Here is a 16,604-nt window from a genome sequence, read left to right as displayed (position 1 = left end):
ACTCGTCAACAAATAAATTATATATAAATCTATTTAGGATTAATCAATAAAAATATACATGAATGCAAAATTTAAAATTATATAAAACTTGAATAATTTAGAAGGAGTTTTACTCATTTTTCCTCTTTCTCTGACTTCTGCAAGAAATATCATGATTATCTAACAAAAATAATATCTTTTTCAGAAAATTATTCCTCAACAATTTTTTTGAGTTCTTGAAGATTATTGCTACACAATACAGGGATATATTTTGTAAGTTTTTCCAAAGACCAATCCCACCATTTTAACTTTAATAAAAAACTAATTATGTCATCATCAAAACGTTTTCTAATAATTTGAGCAGGATTACCGCCAACAATATGATAAGCAGGAATATCTCTTGTCACCACAGAATTAGTAGCCACAATAGCACCATCCCCGATTTTAACACCAGGCATAATTGTTGCATTGTAACCTAGCCACACATCATTTCCAATGATAATATCCCCTTTTGATGTTGCTTCCACAGACATTTTTTCTTCCCATCCATTACCGAAAATAGCGAAAGGATAGGTAGTAAAATTATTTAAAGGATGATTTGCACCGTTCATAATAAATCTAACATTACTAGCAATAGCACAAAATTTACCGATAATTAATTTATCACCAATAAAATCAAAGTGATACAATACGTTTTTTTCAAAATTTAAAGGATTTTCAAAATCATCATAGTAAGTAAAATCACCGACAATTATATTCGGATTTTTGATGATATTTTTTAAGAAACAAAGACGATTATAGTTAGTTAAAGGATATGTTTGCTCTGGATTCGGATAAGTCATTTGACCTTGGTAAATTAAGCTATTATTTTAGTTTATCTCAGCAATAGGTCATGATAAGAATATTTTTAGTATTTATTTTTAGAATAATTAATAATGTTTAATATCACTATTAAGCAACCTTATTATTTTTATTTAGAAAATAAAGAGATTTTTAGGAATAAACAAATTATTTTAATGCCATAGATTTTCTATTTCTTGTAATTGGTTTTGCTCATTAAAATTTTCCCAAATAATACCATTTACATCTATTTCTTGACTAAATGTTGTTGCTTCGGAATCTTCCCAGCCTAAATGTCTTAAACTTCCCTGTTTTACACTTTTATCTTGTCTGACAGAAAAATTGACAGTTTCTGTTTTCCACAAAGCATATTCGTTCTCAATAATTATAATTGGCGATGCTGATAAACGTTTACTATATTCTTCAATACTTTCTTTTAAATTATGGGTAGATAAAGCAATATGTATTCTCTTCATCGGGTGAATTTATTATCCTGATTAATGTTTACTTTTCCATTGTAGAATTTAGTTATATAACAATTATAAATTCTACTCAAAAATTTTTTTACAAAAAAAATCAGATACTACCACTATTGCTTATTGCTTTTTTGATAGCATTTTTTTATACAAATGATTTGGCACTACTGTAATGCGATAATTCATATAATTTCAAGTTAATTAAAGGGATATGATAAATTCCTTTAAATTATCAAAAGCTGAGTTATTAAAATCAAAGTAACCTACTTCAGATGCTTCGGCTAATCGTTTATCTGAAATTTCTCTACTTGCTAACCAAGCGTGAATTTTAGCTTTATCTATGTTTTTGGGGAAAATATCTGATTTTTGTCTTATACAATCAAAATATTTATCAACACAATTCATTGATATATCATTCTTTAATGATTTTAAGCATAAAGTTTCTAGCATTCCCGAATTTTGATTATCTGGCAGAATAAATATATTAATTTTCGGTGTTCCTTTGCTTGATTTCGATAAATTATAATTATTCGGATTTGATAAATTTGCTCTTTTTAGTGCAGAGCAAATACTCTTAAAAAGGTCATCAATGGGTTTATTATCAGCATCTCTAGTAATTCCAATAGAAACCAATTGAGAAAAATTTGGTCTCAATACTAATGTTTTTAGATAAGAATATAAGTTATCCTTGCCATTGTAAGACTCTACCATCATGTCACAAATGTTTAAATATTTAAGAAAACTTTGAAAGAATCTAATTTCATCTTTACCTTCTCCAATTAATAATTTTGGTTTATTAATTTGTTTAATTTCTTGGGACATTATCTCATTTCAAAATTCATTTCAACAGAGGTATTAATTGTTTCTTTATCATAAGAAAATACTTGAATAAAATCATTAACTCTTTCTAATCGATGGTAAGTAAAATCGTAATTACTATCATTATTAAATGCTTGGTGGGCTGATGTTATACATTCAAAACTGTGGGTAGTAGCAAATATTTGGGTATTAGTTTGACGAGAAATTAAATCTATTCCTTTCCATATATCAGTTATTTTCGAATAATGTAACCCATTTTCAATTTCGTCAATTAAAACTACTCCATTTTCTGTTGTAGCTATAGCTAATATTATCGATAGTAAGCGGGAAATTCCTTCACCCATGTAAGCAATTGGGATTAATTCTCCTATTCCAATATCTCCTGCAATCATAGGCAAACCTCCTTCAATCAAAACTGCTAAACGCTCCAATCTAGGTTCTAATAACTGTAGGATATTAACTATTTTATCTTGACGATTTTTCTTTTCCAAATTACTAAATCTTTCTGTATCTTCTCTATTGGAGCGAAGTTTAGAGGAAATAAAAATTCCTGGTTTTAAATAAATAGGTTCTCTTTTTCCAGTTATTAAGCCTTCCGGAGTAACCATTAAGTTGGAATCTACTTTTAAATCACCTTTTTTGTAAGTTAGATTGAGTTTATTTGGAATTAATTCTGTCGTTAATGAGCTAAGTGATTTCGGTTTATCTTGCATATTTTGCTGTGGAGATAAAGAAAAATTTTCTGAACTTAAGTTAATTGTTAAAATTTCAGGTTTAGTTTCATTTTTATTTTCTGCAATCAATTCAATAATATTATCTATCTTTTTATTATTAAATAGCCATCCCCACATTGTTTCATAATTATTTGTGAATTGTTCAATACCCCTAAACATATTAATTCTGAGTGATAAATCAGGAATATTTGCACCTAACAAAAGGAATATTGCTTCTAATAAGGATGTTTTACCTACATTATTCATCCCCCCAATTAGATTTAATCTTGATATATTGTTTAAAGTTAAATTTTGGAAACAACGGAAGTTTTTAACTGTTAAATTTGTAAACATAGATTATGTATAACAAAAAATAAATAATTTTTATAATAATTCTTGAAGTACTAAAAACTTATTTTTATAAACTTTAATTATTCTAACGGAATTTTCTTTTAATCTTTTAGTTATATCTTGTTTTGCACATACACTTTCAGCGATCGCATCTTTTATTTTCAGAATACAATAAATTATCAAGAGAATTTATATGGAAAAAAGCTACAAAAATTAATAGTTTGTGACCCCAAAATGAGTTAGTTTGGAGTTTTGATCTACATTTTAAAGATAATAAAAGTTTATCTATGTCTCAACCAACTATTGAATCGATACTTAAAGAAAAACGTACTTTTGCCCCCTCATCGGAATTTTCGGAAAAAGCCTCTATTAAAAGTTGGGAGCAATATCAAGAACTATACAACAAATCAGTACAAGATCCTGTTAAGTTTTGGGAAGAATTAGCAGAAAAAGAGTTACACTGGTTTCAAAAATGGGATCAGGTTCTCGATTGGAGTAATCCCCCCTTTGCTAAGTGGTTTGTCAATGGAAAGATAAATATTTCTTATAACTGCCTCGATCGCCACTTAACTACCCCAAGACGTAACAAAGCCGCGATTATCTGGGAAGGAGAGCCGGGGGATAGCCGTACTTTAACATACGCTCAACTCCATCGGGAAGTGTGTCAATGCGCCAACGTGATGAAGCAATTAGGAGTGAAAAAAGGGGATGTGGTTGCTATCTATATGCCCATGATTCCCGAAGCTGCGATCGCAATGTTAGCCTGTGCCAGAATTGGGGCGGTGCATAGTGTGGTATTTGGCGGATTCAGTGCCGAAGCCCTCAGAGACAGAATTAACGCCGCTCAAGCAAAATTAGTAGTAACTGCTGACGGTGGTTTCCGTAAAGATAAAGTGGTAGCTCTAAAAGAACAAGTTGACTTAGCCATTGCTGATAACCATGCCCCTAGCGTTGAGAATGTGTTGGTGGTAGAACGCACCAAAGAAAAAGTACAAATGGAAGCAGGTAGAGATCATTGGTGGCATGACTTACAAGCAGGAGTATCCGCCCATTGTGAACCCGAAATGATGGATAGTGAGGATATGCTATTTATTCTCTATACCAGTGGTAGCACGGGCAAACCGAAGGGGGTAGTTCACACCACAGGAGGGTATAACCTTTACTCTCACATGACGAGCAAATGGATTTTTGACCTCAGAGACAACGATGTTTACTGGTGTACTGCGGACGTTGGTTGGATTACAGGACACAGTTATATTGTCTATGGACCTCTTTCCAATGGTGCTACTAGCGTTATGTATGAAGGTGTACCTCGTCCTTCTAACCTCGGTTGTTTCTGGGATGTAATAGAGAAATACGGAGTAAATATTTTCTATACTGCACCCACTGCTATCCGTGCGTTTATCAAAATGGGAGAACATCATCCCAATGCCCGTGACTTATCTTCTTTAAGACTTTTAGGTACTGTGGGTGAACCTATTAACCCAGAGGCGTGGATGTGGTATCACAAGGTAATAGGGAAGGAAAAATGTCCCATTGTGGATACTTGGTGGCAAACGGAAACGGGAGGCGTTATGATTACTCCTCTCCCCGGTGCTACTCCTACTAAACCGGGTTCTGCTACTCATCCTTTCCCCGGTATTATTGCTGATGTGGTGGATTTAGACGGTAATCCCGTTGGTGATAATGAGGGGGGTTATTTGGTGGTTAAGCATCCTTGGCCTGGTATGATGAGGACAGTATATGGAGATCCCGATCGCTTCCGTAATACCTATTGGGAACATATTGCACCGAAAGATGGACAATATCTCTATTTTGCTGGAGATGGTGCGAGACGGGATGAGGATGGTTATTTCTGGGTAATGGGTCGTGTGGATGATGTAATAAATGTTTCTGGACACCGTTTAGGTACGATGGAAGTGGAATCGGCTTTGGTGTCTCATCCTGCGGTGGCTGAGGCGGCGGTTGTGGGTAAACCTGATGAAATTAAAGGGGAAGAAATCTTTGCTTTTATTACCCTCGAAGATGGTTTTACTCCTAGTGATGAGTTAGCAAATGAATTGAAAGCCCATGTTGTCCAAGAAATAGGTGCGATCGCACGTCCGGGAGAAATCAAATTTACAGAGGGAATGCCGAAGACGCGATCGGGCAAGATTATGCGTCGATTATTGCGTAGTTTAGCTTCTGGGCAAGAGATTGCAGGAGATACTTCTACTTTAGAAGATCGTAGCGTCTTAGATAAATTAAGAGAAGGAGCATAAATTCTGCCAGTGGTGGGCTTTTTAGCTCACCATCATTTTTTCTACTAAAATTAATTTAGGTTAATTGATGCTAACTTCTGAACTATTGTAAAGGTCTTTTATGGAAAATACTCTAGCCAAACCAAAGAATCTACAAGAAGAAATTGATCAAAGAAGACAAGAAATTCGTACCGATGGATATTCTATGTCAATTGGAGAATTAATGAGCTTATATGAAAATAAAGAGATTAATATTTATCCTGATTTTCAAAGGTTTTTTCGTTGGACTGAGTATCAAAAATCAACTTTTATAGAATCAATTTTATTAGGTATTCCAATTCCTGCCATTTTTGTTAGCCAAAGAGATGATGGTGTTTGGGATGTAGTTGATGGGGTGCAAAGATTGTCAACTATTTATGAATTTGCGGGTATTTTAAATAAACAAAAAGACGATGAAATTGAAGAATTAATAGCCTTACAAAAAACAATTTATTTACCTTCTTTACAAGGTAAAAAATGGAATGATCCCAATGATCCTAAAAATTCCCTAACTCCAACACAACGCTTATTAATAAAAAGAGCAAAAATTGCTGTAAATATAGTTCAAAAAGAAAGTGATCCCATGATTAAATATGAACTATTTCAAAGACTTAATATGGGTGGTTCGATCGCCAAACCTCAAGAGGTAAGAAATTGTATTCTAGTAATGCTCAATAAAAAACTATTTGAATTGATACGAAACTTAGCAAATTATGAACCATTTAAAAATTGTGTTGCTTTAAGCGATCGATTGTATGAAGAACAATACGATATGGAATTAGTTTTACGTTTTGTACTTCTTTTTGATAGAGATGAAACAAAGATCAATGAATTAAGTAGTGAAGTTAGTGAGTTTTTGACGAATGAAATGCGAGAGATGGCTTTAAAAGAAAATTTAGACTACGAAAAAATAGAAAGAGCTTTCAAAACAACATTTCATTTTATTGATAAAACCACTGGAGAGGATACTTTTAAAAAATACAAAGTTGAGCAAGAGAGATTTTTAGGCGGATTTCTTTTATCTCCGTTTGAGGTGATCGCATTAGGTATTGGATATAACTACAAACAATTACCAGCTGAAAATAAAATGTATGATTTAATTAAACAAATGTGGTTAGATTCTACTTATCTCAAAAATTATGGTGCAGGTATAAATGCAAAAACACGTTTCCGTAATCTTATTCCTCTTGGGAGAAAATTGTTTGCATCCTCATGAAAATCAGAACCATAGAACAATTAAGCGATATACTAGCTGAAGATTTGGCATGGAGAAAAAAAGAATTATCAGAAGTTAAATCTTTAATTGAATTAAAGGATATTTCTGAGCAAAAACATAAACTCTTTCTTCGTAGTGGTATTTGTATATTGTATGCTCATTGGGAAGGGTTTGTTAAGTTAGCGTCTAATTCTTATTTAGAATTTGTCAGAATGCAGAAACTTTCTTATGATCAACTTGCTAGTAATTTTGTTGCTTTAGCAATGAAAGAAAAATTAAAAGAGACGAAAGATACAAATAAACCTTCTTTGTATATACCTGTATGTGATTTTTTTTTGTTTGAATTAAATAAAAAAAGTAATTTACCGAAAGAGGCTATTTCAACTGCGTCTAATCTTTCCTCAGAAATGTTGAAGGAGATAATGTCAATTTTAGGATTAAATTTTGCTGATTATTCCACTAAGTCTAAATTAATCGATGAAAAATTGTTAAAATCAAGAAATGAAATTGCACACGGAAATTATTTGTTAATTGATCGAGAAGAATATTTAGAGTTACATATAGAAATAATCAATTTACTAAACATATTTAAAAATCAAGTAGAAAATGCTTGTCTTCAGGAAAAATATAAAAGGTATTAAATTAGAGTCATAATGAATATTAATGCCGAGAAAAATTAGAGAATTAAAAGTACAAATTGCAAAAGACGGTTTTGTCTATTTCGCAAAAAGAATTAGAAAAAATTAAGAAGAAAAATAACTAATGAGTCAATATACTATGGTAATTGAATGGTCACAAGAAGATCAACTTTTTTTAGTAACAATACCTGAATTTGCGGATAAAGTAATGATGCCTTATTGTCACGGTAAAACTCGTCAAGAAGCCATCGAAAATGGAGAGGAAGTGATCGAAATGTATTTAGAAATATGGCAAGAAAAAGGGGATATGATTCCTCAACCTAAAAGTTTACAAGTTGCTTAATTATTTTATTAATGGGATAGACTGCAAACGGTTATCTAATTTAGTTTAAAATACAGAGATAAATTTAAACCATCAACAATGCAACAGTTAAGGAATAATCCAACCATTCGGGAATTGATCGAAAAAATAGAGGCTATGCCTAAACCTCCTACTGAAGAATCAATCCTTTTTCGCACATTGGTACAAATAATGGTAATAGTGGGCATCATTGCCACAGACGTTGCGGCTCAAAGTCTTTATCCGATGAGTATTTGGGCTATTCCTTTAAGCATTGTGGGAGCAGTAGTTAGTTGGCGTCGTAGAAAAAAGAAAAATATTGCCCTTAAGTTTGCTCTTGCTATGGGAATGATTATCACTTTAATGATTTTTTTAGGAAATCTAATTCAAAGTCTTAATGATACCCGTTTAGTCTTAGCTGAATTTTTAGTACAATTACAGGTTTTACACAGCTTTGATTTACCTCGTCGTAAAGATTTAGGTTACTCCATGATTATCGGTTTAATATTAATTGGAGTATCTGCAACTTTATCTCAAACTTTAGCTTTTGCACCGTGGTTATTAGCTTTATTATTATTAGGTATTCCTACTCTTGTTTTAGACTATCGTTCACGCATGGGGTTAAATGTTTGGGAAGAGAATTTTAGACAACTCAAACAGGAAAAAAACTTATTTCGGCAAAAACAATTATGGCAAAGTTCGCCTTTATCCCCTAAAAAAATTCTTTCTCTTTCTCTTATAATCCTTTCTTTGGGCTTATTCATTTTTGCGATTATGCCCCGTTACCCTAGTTATCAAATTCAATCATTTCCTGTTAGTGCCCCAGAAGGTTTTGAAAATCGTGATTTTCAGGGAGGAGATAGAAGCATTGTTAACCCCGGGTATAATCCTGATGGTACTTTAAGGGGGGATATAATGGGTGATGGGCAAGGAGGCACTGGAGCTGATGATAGTGGTTATTATGGTTTTAACACGACCATTAATCAAAATACCAATAACCTTATCACCGAAAGAAAAATCCTCTTCAGAATTCGCTCTCAAGCCCCCGGTTTTTGGCGTGTACTATCTTTTGATCGCTATACAGGGCAAGGATGGGAAATATCTAGGGAAGAGCAAACCATTGATGTTAAGCGCAATTTTTGGAATTATCAATTTAATATCTCTTTACCAGCTATCACCGCCGAAACAAAAAAAATAATTCAGACTTATACTGTTGTTAGAGATCTTCCTAATATTATTCCTGCTCTATCTTATCCTCAATATCTTTATTTTCCCGCCGCCGCAATTGCTCTTGATACAGAAGGAAGTATGCGATCGCCTGCTGGATTAATTGAAGGTTTAACTTATACGGTTATTTCCAGAGTTCCCTATCGTAGTCAAACAGATTTACAATTAGCAGGAGATAATTATCCTGATGCGATCGCAAAATATTACTTGGATATTCCACTTTCTACTAAAAAGAATTTAAGGGAAAAAGCAGAAGAGTTGATGACAAAAGCAGGTAGAGAGTTACCTTCTAATTATGATAAAGCCTTATATCTTGCTCAAGCTCTCAAACAAAATTATCAAGTAAAAACAGATAATCCGTTACTAGAAGAAGGAGAAGATATTATTACCGCATTCTTAGCCAATGGGGGAGGATTTCCTGATCAATTTGCCACAGTTTACACCATGATGTTAAGGGCTTTAGATATTCCTGCCCGTTTTACCGTTGGTTTTGCTAGTGGGCAATTTAACCCTTTTACGGGCTACTATATTGTACATAATACCGATGCTCATGCTTTGACAGAAGTTTATTTTCCTAGCTATGGTTGGTTTTATTTTGATCCTTTACCCGGTCATGAAATTATACCACCTTCTTTTCAAGACGATAATCCTTTCGGTGTTTTAGGAATTTTCTGGAAATGGATTGCAGGTTGGTTGCCTCCCCCTATTACGGCATTTATTACCGCTTTATTTAGTAAAATTACTGATTCTATTTTGAATATTTTTCGTGCAGGTTGGCTAGGAAAATTATGGCAGTTTTTAACTGGTAGTTTTTTGGGTATTTTGGTGGGGATATTAGGATTAATTATGGTTGCTTTTTTAGGTTGGTTAGGATTTTTGGCAGTGAAAAAATTTCTATATCACAATTATTTATCTCGCCTTAATCCTACAGAGAAATTGTACAGAGAAATGTTAGATTTATTAAAAGAAAAAGGCTATCCGAAACTTCCTTCTCAAACTCCTAAAGAATATTGTGAAAGTTTACGAGATTTTTTAATATTAGAGCAATGGGAAATAGTATTTTTAATTAGTAATAATTATGTGCAATGGCGTTATGGTGATATAACTCCAAACATGGACTATTTAACATCTCAATATCAACTTTTAAAGAAAAGTTTTGCCCAACTTTCTCCTCTTAAATAATTAATAGAGTTGTTGCGAAATAAAGAGATAAAGTTTTAATTTTAAATTGTTAACAATAATTGATTTAATGTGAATGGTTGTGAATTATTAATTAGCCCAATTTATTACTTACTACTTACTACTTACTACTTATTACTTAATTTCAAGAGGTTAACCGACTACACTAAAGGCAACCACGAAACCTAGAACAGCTCCGAAAACAATGAGAGCGTAAAATTGTACTCTACCATTTTCTAAGTATTTTAAGCCCTCACCGCTAATGATGGTTACTAATCCTGTTAAGTTAACTGCACCATCAACGACTTTATAATCCACTTCCATAATGGCACGAGCAACACGACGACTACCTTTAACAAAGATTTTGTCGTAAATATCGTCAAAGTACCATTTATTTAAGGATAAGTTATACAAACTAGGAAACTTAGATGCGATCGCACTTGGGTCAATTTTACCTTGAAGATACATTAAAGAAGCGATGGTGATACCGATTAAAGCGATACCAACGGAATTACCACCCATGATTAAAAACTCGGTTAAGTCAAAATGATGGGCAACTTCTTCCACTTCATTGGGAGAGAAAATAAAGGCTTCAAAACGGTTATTCCAAGGAAAACCAATCAAACCAATAAACACAGAAGGAATTGCTAACATGACCAAAGCAAAAGTCATAGTTGCAGGGGATTCATGGGGTTTTTCTCCGTGATGACCACCTTCAGAAACGCTCATTCCTGCCGCTTGGAGTAAATCGGCTTTAATTTTTTCATTTTTACCCCTAAAGTCTCCTTCAAAGGTCATAAAGTACATTCTGAACATATAAAATGCGGTCATACCAGCCGTTAACCAACCCACTAACCAGAGAGCAGGATTGGCTTCAAAGGCTAAACCGAGAATCTCGTCTTTAGACCAAAATCCAGCAAAAGGAGGAATACCACAAATCGCCAAAGTACCGATTAAAAAACAGGTGGAGGTAATGGGCATATACTTACGCAAATTTCCCATCAAACGCATATCTTGAGCTAAAACGGGTTCATGGCCAACTACTTCTTCCATGCCGTGAATAACTGAACCAGAGCATAAGAATAACATCGCTTTAAAATAAGCATGAGTCATGAGGTGAAATAAACCTGCACTATAACCGCCAATGCCCATGGCCATCACCATATAACCTAACTGGGAGATGGTGGAATAAGCTAAACCTTTTTTGATGTCATTTTGAGTTAAGGCAATAGTTGCCCCCAAAAAAGCAGTAAAGCAACCTGTCCAAGCAATCACCGTCATCACTTCAGGAATCGGCTCAAATACAGGGTACATTCTAGCGATTAAAAATACACCAGCCGCAACCATCGTCGCCGCATGAATTAACGCAGAAATGGGGGTAGGACCTTCCATCGCATCAGGAAGCCACACATGGAGAGGAAATTGGGCAGATTTAGCCACAGGTCCTAAAAAGACGAGAATACCGAATAAAATCGCTAACCAACTGCCAATATTACCCGAAATCACTAATTCTTGGAGGCGATCGCCCATTACACCAAAATCAAAGCTACCAGTTGCCCAATATAAACCAAGCATACCGAGGAGTAAGCCAAAATCACCCACACGGTTGGTAACAAAAGCCTTTTGACAAGCATCCGCCGCCGCTTTGCGATCGTACCAAAAACCGATGAGGAGATAAGAAGCCATCCCCACCAATTCCCAGAAAATATAGACTTGTACTAAATTAGGACTAATAACTAAGCCCAACATGGAAGAAGCAAAGATGCTCAGATAGGCGTAAAAACGCACATAACCAGCATCATGAGCCATATAACCATCAGTGTAGATCATGACCAGAAGGGCAACAGTACAGACAATTACCATCATCAAACTGCTGAGGTGGTCAATGGTATAACCCATACTGAGGGTGAAATCTCCTGCTGATGCCCATTCAAACATTTTAGTAAAGGCTTCATGACCTTGCCACTGACTCCAAAAAAGTCCGATGGATAAAGCTAGAGAAACTCCTGTGGTAGAGATTATAAAAATAGAGTTAACTTGTCGTAATTTATTAGTAAACTGGTTAAAAGAAATTAATCCCAGACCCACTACCATTGCAGAGAGTAGGGGTAAAACGGGTACTAACCATGCGTACTCGTATAATTTCAAACTATCCATGCTAGTTATTGTTCAATTTATTTATATCGTCTTCATTGTGACATAGCTTGATCGTCTATGGATCAAAAAATTATTCTTATCTTCAGTTCGATATAAAATTGTCGGTTAAGGTAGGCAAGAGGCAAAAGTGTTTAATTAACACGCTTCCTTAACACCTGAAACCCAACACCTACCTGAGTTCGATGAAAAAAGTATCGAAAAATAAAGCGTTGAGAGTTATCATCGAGCCAATTTTGGAATAAAAAATTATTAAATTTAGGAAAAACTCATTTAAAATCAATTTATTCAGCTTTTTTGTCAATAATTATTACTTTTAACTCCGAACTCCGAACTCCGAACTCAGGTAACACCTCTATCCCATTTATGACCAATTACTTAAATGACTAATATGCTTTTGAACGCCATTTATTGAGGAATTGTTCTCCAATGGATGCAAAACTTTCTAATTCAGCAATTCTTTTTTCTAAGTGTTCAATTATAGTTTTTTGTTTTTCGTTAGTTAGGGTAAGGTGATTTTGAATGCCACTATCATAACTGTTTCTAGTAGAAGAAATAGCGTTATTTTTTGCTTGTTCTAAGTCGTGTATTTGTCTATTTTGTGATTCTATTTGAGATTTTAGTTGCTCAACAAGGTCTTGTTGTAAAGATAAATTATCAGATTCTTCTGACTTCTTAACTTCCTGTTCTAAGTGACCGATTTTTGCTTCTAAAGATGCGATCGCACTGTTTTTCTCATCTATAATTTTCTGTAATTCAGTAACCTTTGCTTCAAAACTATGATTATTTTTTGCTTTTTCTACCGTACTTAAATTCTTGATTTGTTCCCCTAAACTTTGAATTTCAGAAGATTTTTTAATTAATTCCTGTTCAAGAGAATTATTTTTTTCCTCTTGCACTTTTATCTCTTTTTCTAAATGACTAATTTTATTTTTATAATCTTCTAAATTTTCAGAAACGGAGCTTTTTTTTTCCTCTTGATTATTAATATTTTCTCCATCTAAAATATTGATTTGAGAAATAGTTTCTCCCTCAGATTTATCCTCATTAAAACTAATATCAATATTCTTTTCTGAGTTTTGGCTAGAAAGAGAAATAGACCCATTTAAAAGCCCCTCAAATAAAGCAGATCTGGTTAACCCCATTTCTTTGGTGATAACATCTAAAGCACTTTTAGCTTCAGGAGTTATAGTCAAATTTACTTTAGATTTAGGATTACTTAAACCTGTTGTTGCTTTGGTTTTTCTTCTAGCCATAGTTATTTTATTCCTTAAATATATTATAATGAGATTTTACTATTCAGATTATGGTATTATAGATTACAATTTTTCGGGAAATAATGCAATAAAACTTTATATATATAACTGTGAGAATACTTGTAGATAATTGATTGTGAAGAATAATACTTGATATATAATCCATCTTCCTAACTATTTTTTAGAACTCTTGTAACATTAAAATTAAAATCTATTTATCTAAGGGAATAGTTAAATTTTTCGGCTTTTCCCTGAATTTCTTAAAAGTATTTTGCTGAACTACTCAACAAAAATGTAATTATTGATGAGACTATTCTCAATTAACAATTTTGATTTAATTCTTAAAAACGATTCAAACTGTTACTTGTTGCCTGTTATCCGTTGTCTTTTGCCCAGCGCATCCCGATGATTTATATGCTTCCTAGCTTATTCTCTGATAGGATTATAGCGATAATAAGCATTATATTGAAAGATTAAAGGATTAATGGATAAAGATTGGTCTGATTTACTCAAACAACTATTAGAGAAACAATCCCTCACCGAAACTCAAGCAGGAGAGTTAATGACGGGATGGCTTAAAGAAGAAATCTCTCCTGCCCTTTCTGGGGCGATTTTAACCGCTATTCAAGCAAAAGGTGTCTGTGCAGAAGAATTAGCAGGTATGGCAAGAATTTTACAAAATCAATCCCTACAATCAGAGAAAATTGATTATTCAGAGGCTGTGATTGATACTTGTGGCACAGGAGGAGATGGTGCATCTACTTTTAATATTTCCACAGCTGTTGCTTTTGTGGCATCTGCGGCAGGAGTTAAGGTAGCAAAACATGGTAATCGCTCTGCTTCTAGTAAAGTAGGATCTGCGGATGTATTAGAATATTTAGGAATTAAACTGAATGTTAGTGACAAAATAGCAAAAGAAGCCCTTTCAGAAGTTGGAATAACTTTTCTATTTGCCCCCGGATGGCATCCTGCGATGAAATCCGTTGCACCAATACGAAAAGAGTTAAAAATTAGGACTATATTTAATCTATTAGGTCCTTTAGTTAATCCTTTATATCCCACAGGGCAAGTTATTGGAGTTTATGATTCTCAATTTATCAATCCTGTGGCTGAAGCCTTAAAATTACTATCGATAAATAGAGGCGTTGTTTTACACGGTAGAGAAAAATTAGATGAGGCAGGTTTAGGAGATATTACTGACATAGCATTACTAAATGAAGGTGAAATTACCACAACAACGATTAATCCTCAAGAGTTAAATTTGCACCGTGAGTCTTTAGCGGCTTTGAAAGGTGGTAATGTCGAAGAAAATGCGGCTATTTTAAGCTCTGTATTGCAAGGAAAGGGAACAAAAGCACAAACCGAAGTCGTGGCTTTAAATGCTTCTCTAGCGTTGCAGGTGGCGGGAGTAATTCCTTTTGGAAAACATCTTCAGGGTATTGAAAAATGTCTCGATATAATTGCTAGTGGAAAAGCGTGGGATAAATTAACTGAATTGGTAAATTTCTATAAGTAGAGGTTGCTGAAAAAGATTTTAGTGAGCAAAAGGACAAGGGGCAAGGGCAAAGATGTATAGTGAATAATTAACCTCAGTTTGGTTTAAGAATATCCGATAAGGTTAGGTGTCACCTGAGTTCGGAGTTCGGAGTTCGGAGTTAAAAGCAATAATTATTGACAAAAAAGCTGAATAAATTGATTTTACGTTAGTTCGGGTTAAGGCAATTTTATCGTTATTTCTAAGAAGCTATAAGGTTTTCTGACTACGAGTTGGTTTCAGCTTTCAGCTTATCCAAAACTCAGGTTAATTAATAATTTCTAAGTCTTAACTCCTAACCCCTAACCCCTAACCCCTAACTCATCTTCCCTAACGGCTCATTAATTGATTGATAACCATTACTACCCATTCTAAGTCTTCTTTAGTGGTAGTGCGATCGCAACTTATTCTAATTCCTCGGAGGGCTTCAGTTTCTGAGTATCCCATGGCTAAAAGAGTGGGAGATGGTAAAGATTTACCACTACTACAAGCTGAACCAGCACTGATACCTATACCAGCTAGGTTTAAATCCCTCACCATTTTTCGCCCTGTAATTTCTCTATGAGGATGGTTAATGATAAAACTGGCATGATGGGGCAAACGATAATATCTATCTCCTGTTAGTTGTAAATAAGGGCATTCTTCCTCTACTAAGTCAATGAAATAGTCTCTTAATTCCCTTAACCTTAAACTCTCGCTTTCTAAATTTTTTTGGGCTAATTGGGATGCTAATCCCAAAGCTGCGATCGCACATAGTGCTTGTGTACCTGAACGTAACCCTAATTCTTGTCCCCCACCGCCTATAAGAGGTTGCAACTTAACGCCTTCTCTAATATATAATGCCCCCGCTCCTTGCATACCATAAAATTTATGTCCAGACAGAGACAATAAATCAACATTTAAAGCCGATACATCAACAAAAGTGCGCCCCATTACCTGCACTGCATCAGTATGAAATAAAGCCTTACTGTAGGTTTTTGTTATATTAGCTAACTCCGTAATAGGCTGAATCGTGCCGACTTCACTTTGTCCATAAATGATGGATACTAATACCGTATTATCCTGTAAATTTTTTCTTAAATCATCAGGATTGACTCTACCTTCTCTATTCACTGGTAATCTTGTTACCTGCCATCCCTGCTTTTCCAACATGGTAACAGGAGATGCGATCGCAGAATGTTCTACACTAGAAATAATTATGTGTTGTGGTTGAGAATAGTGATAAACCGTGCCAAAAACCGCTAAATTGTCAGCCTCCGTGCCACCAGAAGTAAAAATAATATTATCTCCAGAATCAGCATTAAGCAAAGAAGCCACAGAAAAACGAGCCTTTTCTAAAACCATAGCAGATCTTTCCCCCCAAAAGTGTAAACTAGAGGGATTACCCCAATTATCTTCCATTATTTCTTGCACCAATTTAACAACCTTCGGATGAGGTGCAGTGGTGGCACAAGAATCAAGATATATTTGCATGATAGTTTTAGCTTTCAGGTGTCAAAGACTTATAAGAATTTAGAATTGGGGATTAGATTTAGAAGTAATATTAGTTATTAACAATTTGATTAAAATCTTTTCCCTATGAATAGTATAGACTTTGAAATGC

13 protein-coding genes are annotated in these 16,604 nt (G+C 34.1%); 6 read left to right on the top strand and 7 right to left on the bottom strand.

Annotated features, from left to right (window positions below):
• Nucleotides 1-188: 188 nt before the first annotated feature.
• The 4 genes from Dongsha4_RS13110 to Dongsha4_RS13095 all read right to left on the bottom strand — a co-directional run bounded on the left by Dongsha4_RS13110 (nt 189) and on the right by Dongsha4_RS13095 (nt 3,181).
• Nucleotides 189-821: a CatB-related O-acetyltransferase gene (locus Dongsha4_RS13110; RefSeq protein WP_330202809.1), complete on the bottom strand. Its 633-nt coding sequence runs from the start codon at nt 819-821 to the stop codon at nt 189-191.
• A 171-nt stretch (nt 822-992) separates the two neighbouring features.
• Complete coding sequence (locus Dongsha4_RS13105; RefSeq protein WP_099436074.1) at nt 993-1,295, bottom strand: hypothetical protein; 303 nt, start codon at nt 1,293-1,295, stop codon at nt 993-995.
• A 201-nt stretch (nt 1,296-1,496) separates the two neighbouring features.
• Nucleotides 1,497-2,117, bottom strand: a complete 621-nt coding sequence (locus tag Dongsha4_RS13100; RefSeq protein ID WP_330202808.1) for a DUF3226 domain-containing protein — start codon at nt 2,115-2,117, stop codon at nt 1,497-1,499.
• Complete coding sequence (locus Dongsha4_RS13095; RefSeq protein ID WP_330202807.1) at nt 2,117-3,181, bottom strand: AAA family ATPase; 1,065 nt, start codon at nt 3,179-3,181, stop codon at nt 2,117-2,119. Before Dongsha4_RS13095 ends, Dongsha4_RS13100 begins: the two co-directional genes overlap by 1 nt.
• 284 nt (nt 3,182-3,465) lie before the next feature.
• Between Dongsha4_RS13095 and acs the strand changes: the two genes are divergently transcribed.
• The 5 genes from acs (at nt 3,466) to Dongsha4_RS13070 (ending at nt 10,060) form a co-directional block, all read left to right on the top strand.
• On the top strand, nt 3,466-5,439 hold the full coding sequence (gene acs / locus Dongsha4_RS13090; protein ID WP_330202806.1) for an acetate--CoA ligase: 1,974 nt from the start codon (nt 3,466-3,468) through the stop codon (nt 5,437-5,439).
• A 100-nt stretch (nt 5,440-5,539) separates the two neighbouring features.
• Entirely contained in the window at nt 5,540-6,673 is a 1,134-nt protein-coding gene (locus Dongsha4_RS13085; RefSeq protein WP_330202805.1) for a DUF262 domain-containing protein, read from the top strand.
• On the top strand, nt 6,670-7,314 hold the full coding sequence (locus Dongsha4_RS13080; RefSeq protein ID WP_330202804.1) for an MAE_28990/MAE_18760 family HEPN-like nuclease: 645 nt from the start codon (nt 6,670-6,672) through the stop codon (nt 7,312-7,314). The genes Dongsha4_RS13085 and Dongsha4_RS13080 overlap by 4 nt, the downstream gene beginning before the upstream one ends.
• A 121-nt stretch (nt 7,315-7,435) precedes the next feature.
• Nucleotides 7,436-7,654 (top strand): type II toxin-antitoxin system HicB family antitoxin, encoded by a 219-nt coding sequence (locus Dongsha4_RS13075; protein WP_330202803.1) that lies wholly within the window; start codon nt 7,436-7,438, stop codon nt 7,652-7,654.
• A gap of 78 nt (nt 7,655-7,732) precedes the next feature.
• Nucleotides 7,733-10,060, top strand: a complete 2,328-nt coding sequence (locus Dongsha4_RS13070; RefSeq protein ID WP_330202802.1) for a transglutaminase TgpA family protein — start codon at nt 7,733-7,735, stop codon at nt 10,058-10,060.
• Between the two features lie 150 nt (nt 10,061-10,210).
• Here Dongsha4_RS13070 and Dongsha4_RS13065 read toward each other — a convergent pair whose 3' ends face one another.
• Nucleotides 10,211-12,214, bottom strand: coding sequence for an NAD(P)H-quinone oxidoreductase subunit 5 (locus tag Dongsha4_RS13065; RefSeq protein ID WP_330202801.1), 2,004 nt, complete (start codon nt 12,212-12,214; stop codon nt 10,211-10,213).
• A 383-nt stretch (nt 12,215-12,597) separates the two neighbouring features.
• The gene (locus Dongsha4_RS13060) at nt 12,598-13,467 is read right to left on the bottom strand and encodes a hypothetical protein (protein WP_330202800.1); all 870 of its coding nucleotides are present in this window, start codon (nt 13,465-13,467) and stop codon (nt 12,598-12,600) included.
• A 484-nt stretch (nt 13,468-13,951) separates the two neighbouring features.
• Between Dongsha4_RS13060 and trpD the strand changes: the two genes are divergently transcribed.
• On the top strand, nt 13,952-14,983 hold the full coding sequence (gene trpD, locus Dongsha4_RS13055; RefSeq protein WP_330202799.1) for an anthranilate phosphoribosyltransferase: 1,032 nt from the start codon (nt 13,952-13,954) through the stop codon (nt 14,981-14,983).
• Between the two features lie 348 nt (nt 14,984-15,331).
• Here the strand turns inward: trpD and Dongsha4_RS13050 are convergent, their stop codons facing one another.
• Entirely contained in the window at nt 15,332-16,474 is a 1,143-nt protein-coding gene (locus Dongsha4_RS13050) for a cysteine desulfurase family protein (RefSeq protein WP_330202798.1), read from the bottom strand.
• Nucleotides 16,475-16,604: the final 130 nt, after the last annotated feature.

This window comes from Cyanobacterium sp. Dongsha4 (assembly GCF_036345015.1).
Classification (GTDB): Bacteria; Cyanobacteriota; Cyanobacteriia; order Cyanobacteriales; family Cyanobacteriaceae; genus PCC-10605.
Note: the sequence above shows the minus strand (reverse complement) of the source record. Positions and strands in the feature narration are given on the sequence as shown.

Coding starts and splice junctions, on each gene's coding strand:
- Dongsha4_RS13070 (WP_330202802.1), top strand. CDS start 7,733: ATGCAACAGTTAAGGAATAATCCAACCATTCGGGAATTGATCGAAAAA.
- trpD (WP_330202799.1), top strand. CDS start 13,952: ATGGATAAAGATTGGTCTGATTTACTCAAACAACTATTAGAGAAACAA.
- Dongsha4_RS13080 (WP_330202804.1), top strand. CDS start 6,670: ATGAAAATCAGAACCATAGAACAATTAAGCGATATACTAGCTGAAGAT.
- Dongsha4_RS13085 (WP_330202805.1), top strand. CDS start 5,540: ATGGAAAATACTCTAGCCAAACCAAAGAATCTACAAGAAGAAATTGAT.
- Dongsha4_RS13105 (WP_099436074.1), bottom strand. CDS start 1,295: ATGAAGAGAATACATATTGCTTTATCTACCCATAATTTAAAAGAAAGT.
- Dongsha4_RS13060 (WP_330202800.1), bottom strand. CDS start 13,467: ATGGCTAGAAGAAAAACCAAAGCAACAACAGGTTTAAGTAATCCTAAA.
- acs (WP_330202806.1), top strand. CDS start 3,466: ATGTCTCAACCAACTATTGAATCGATACTTAAAGAAAAACGTACTTTT.
- Dongsha4_RS13065 (WP_330202801.1), bottom strand. CDS start 12,214: ATGGATAGTTTGAAATTATACGAGTACGCATGGTTAGTACCCGTTTTA.
- Dongsha4_RS13100 (WP_330202808.1), bottom strand. CDS start 2,117: ATGTCCCAAGAAATTAAACAAATTAATAAACCAAAATTATTAATTGGA.
- Dongsha4_RS13110 (WP_330202809.1), bottom strand. CDS start 821: ATGACTTATCCGAATCCAGAGCAAACATATCCTTTAACTAACTATAAT.
- Dongsha4_RS13075 (WP_330202803.1), top strand. CDS start 7,436: ATGAGTCAATATACTATGGTAATTGAATGGTCACAAGAAGATCAACTT.
- Dongsha4_RS13050 (WP_330202798.1), bottom strand. CDS start 16,474: ATGCAAATATATCTTGATTCTTGTGCCACCACTGCACCTCATCCGAAG.
- Dongsha4_RS13095 (WP_330202807.1), bottom strand. CDS start 3,181: ATGTTTACAAATTTAACAGTTAAAAACTTCCGTTGTTTCCAAAATTTA.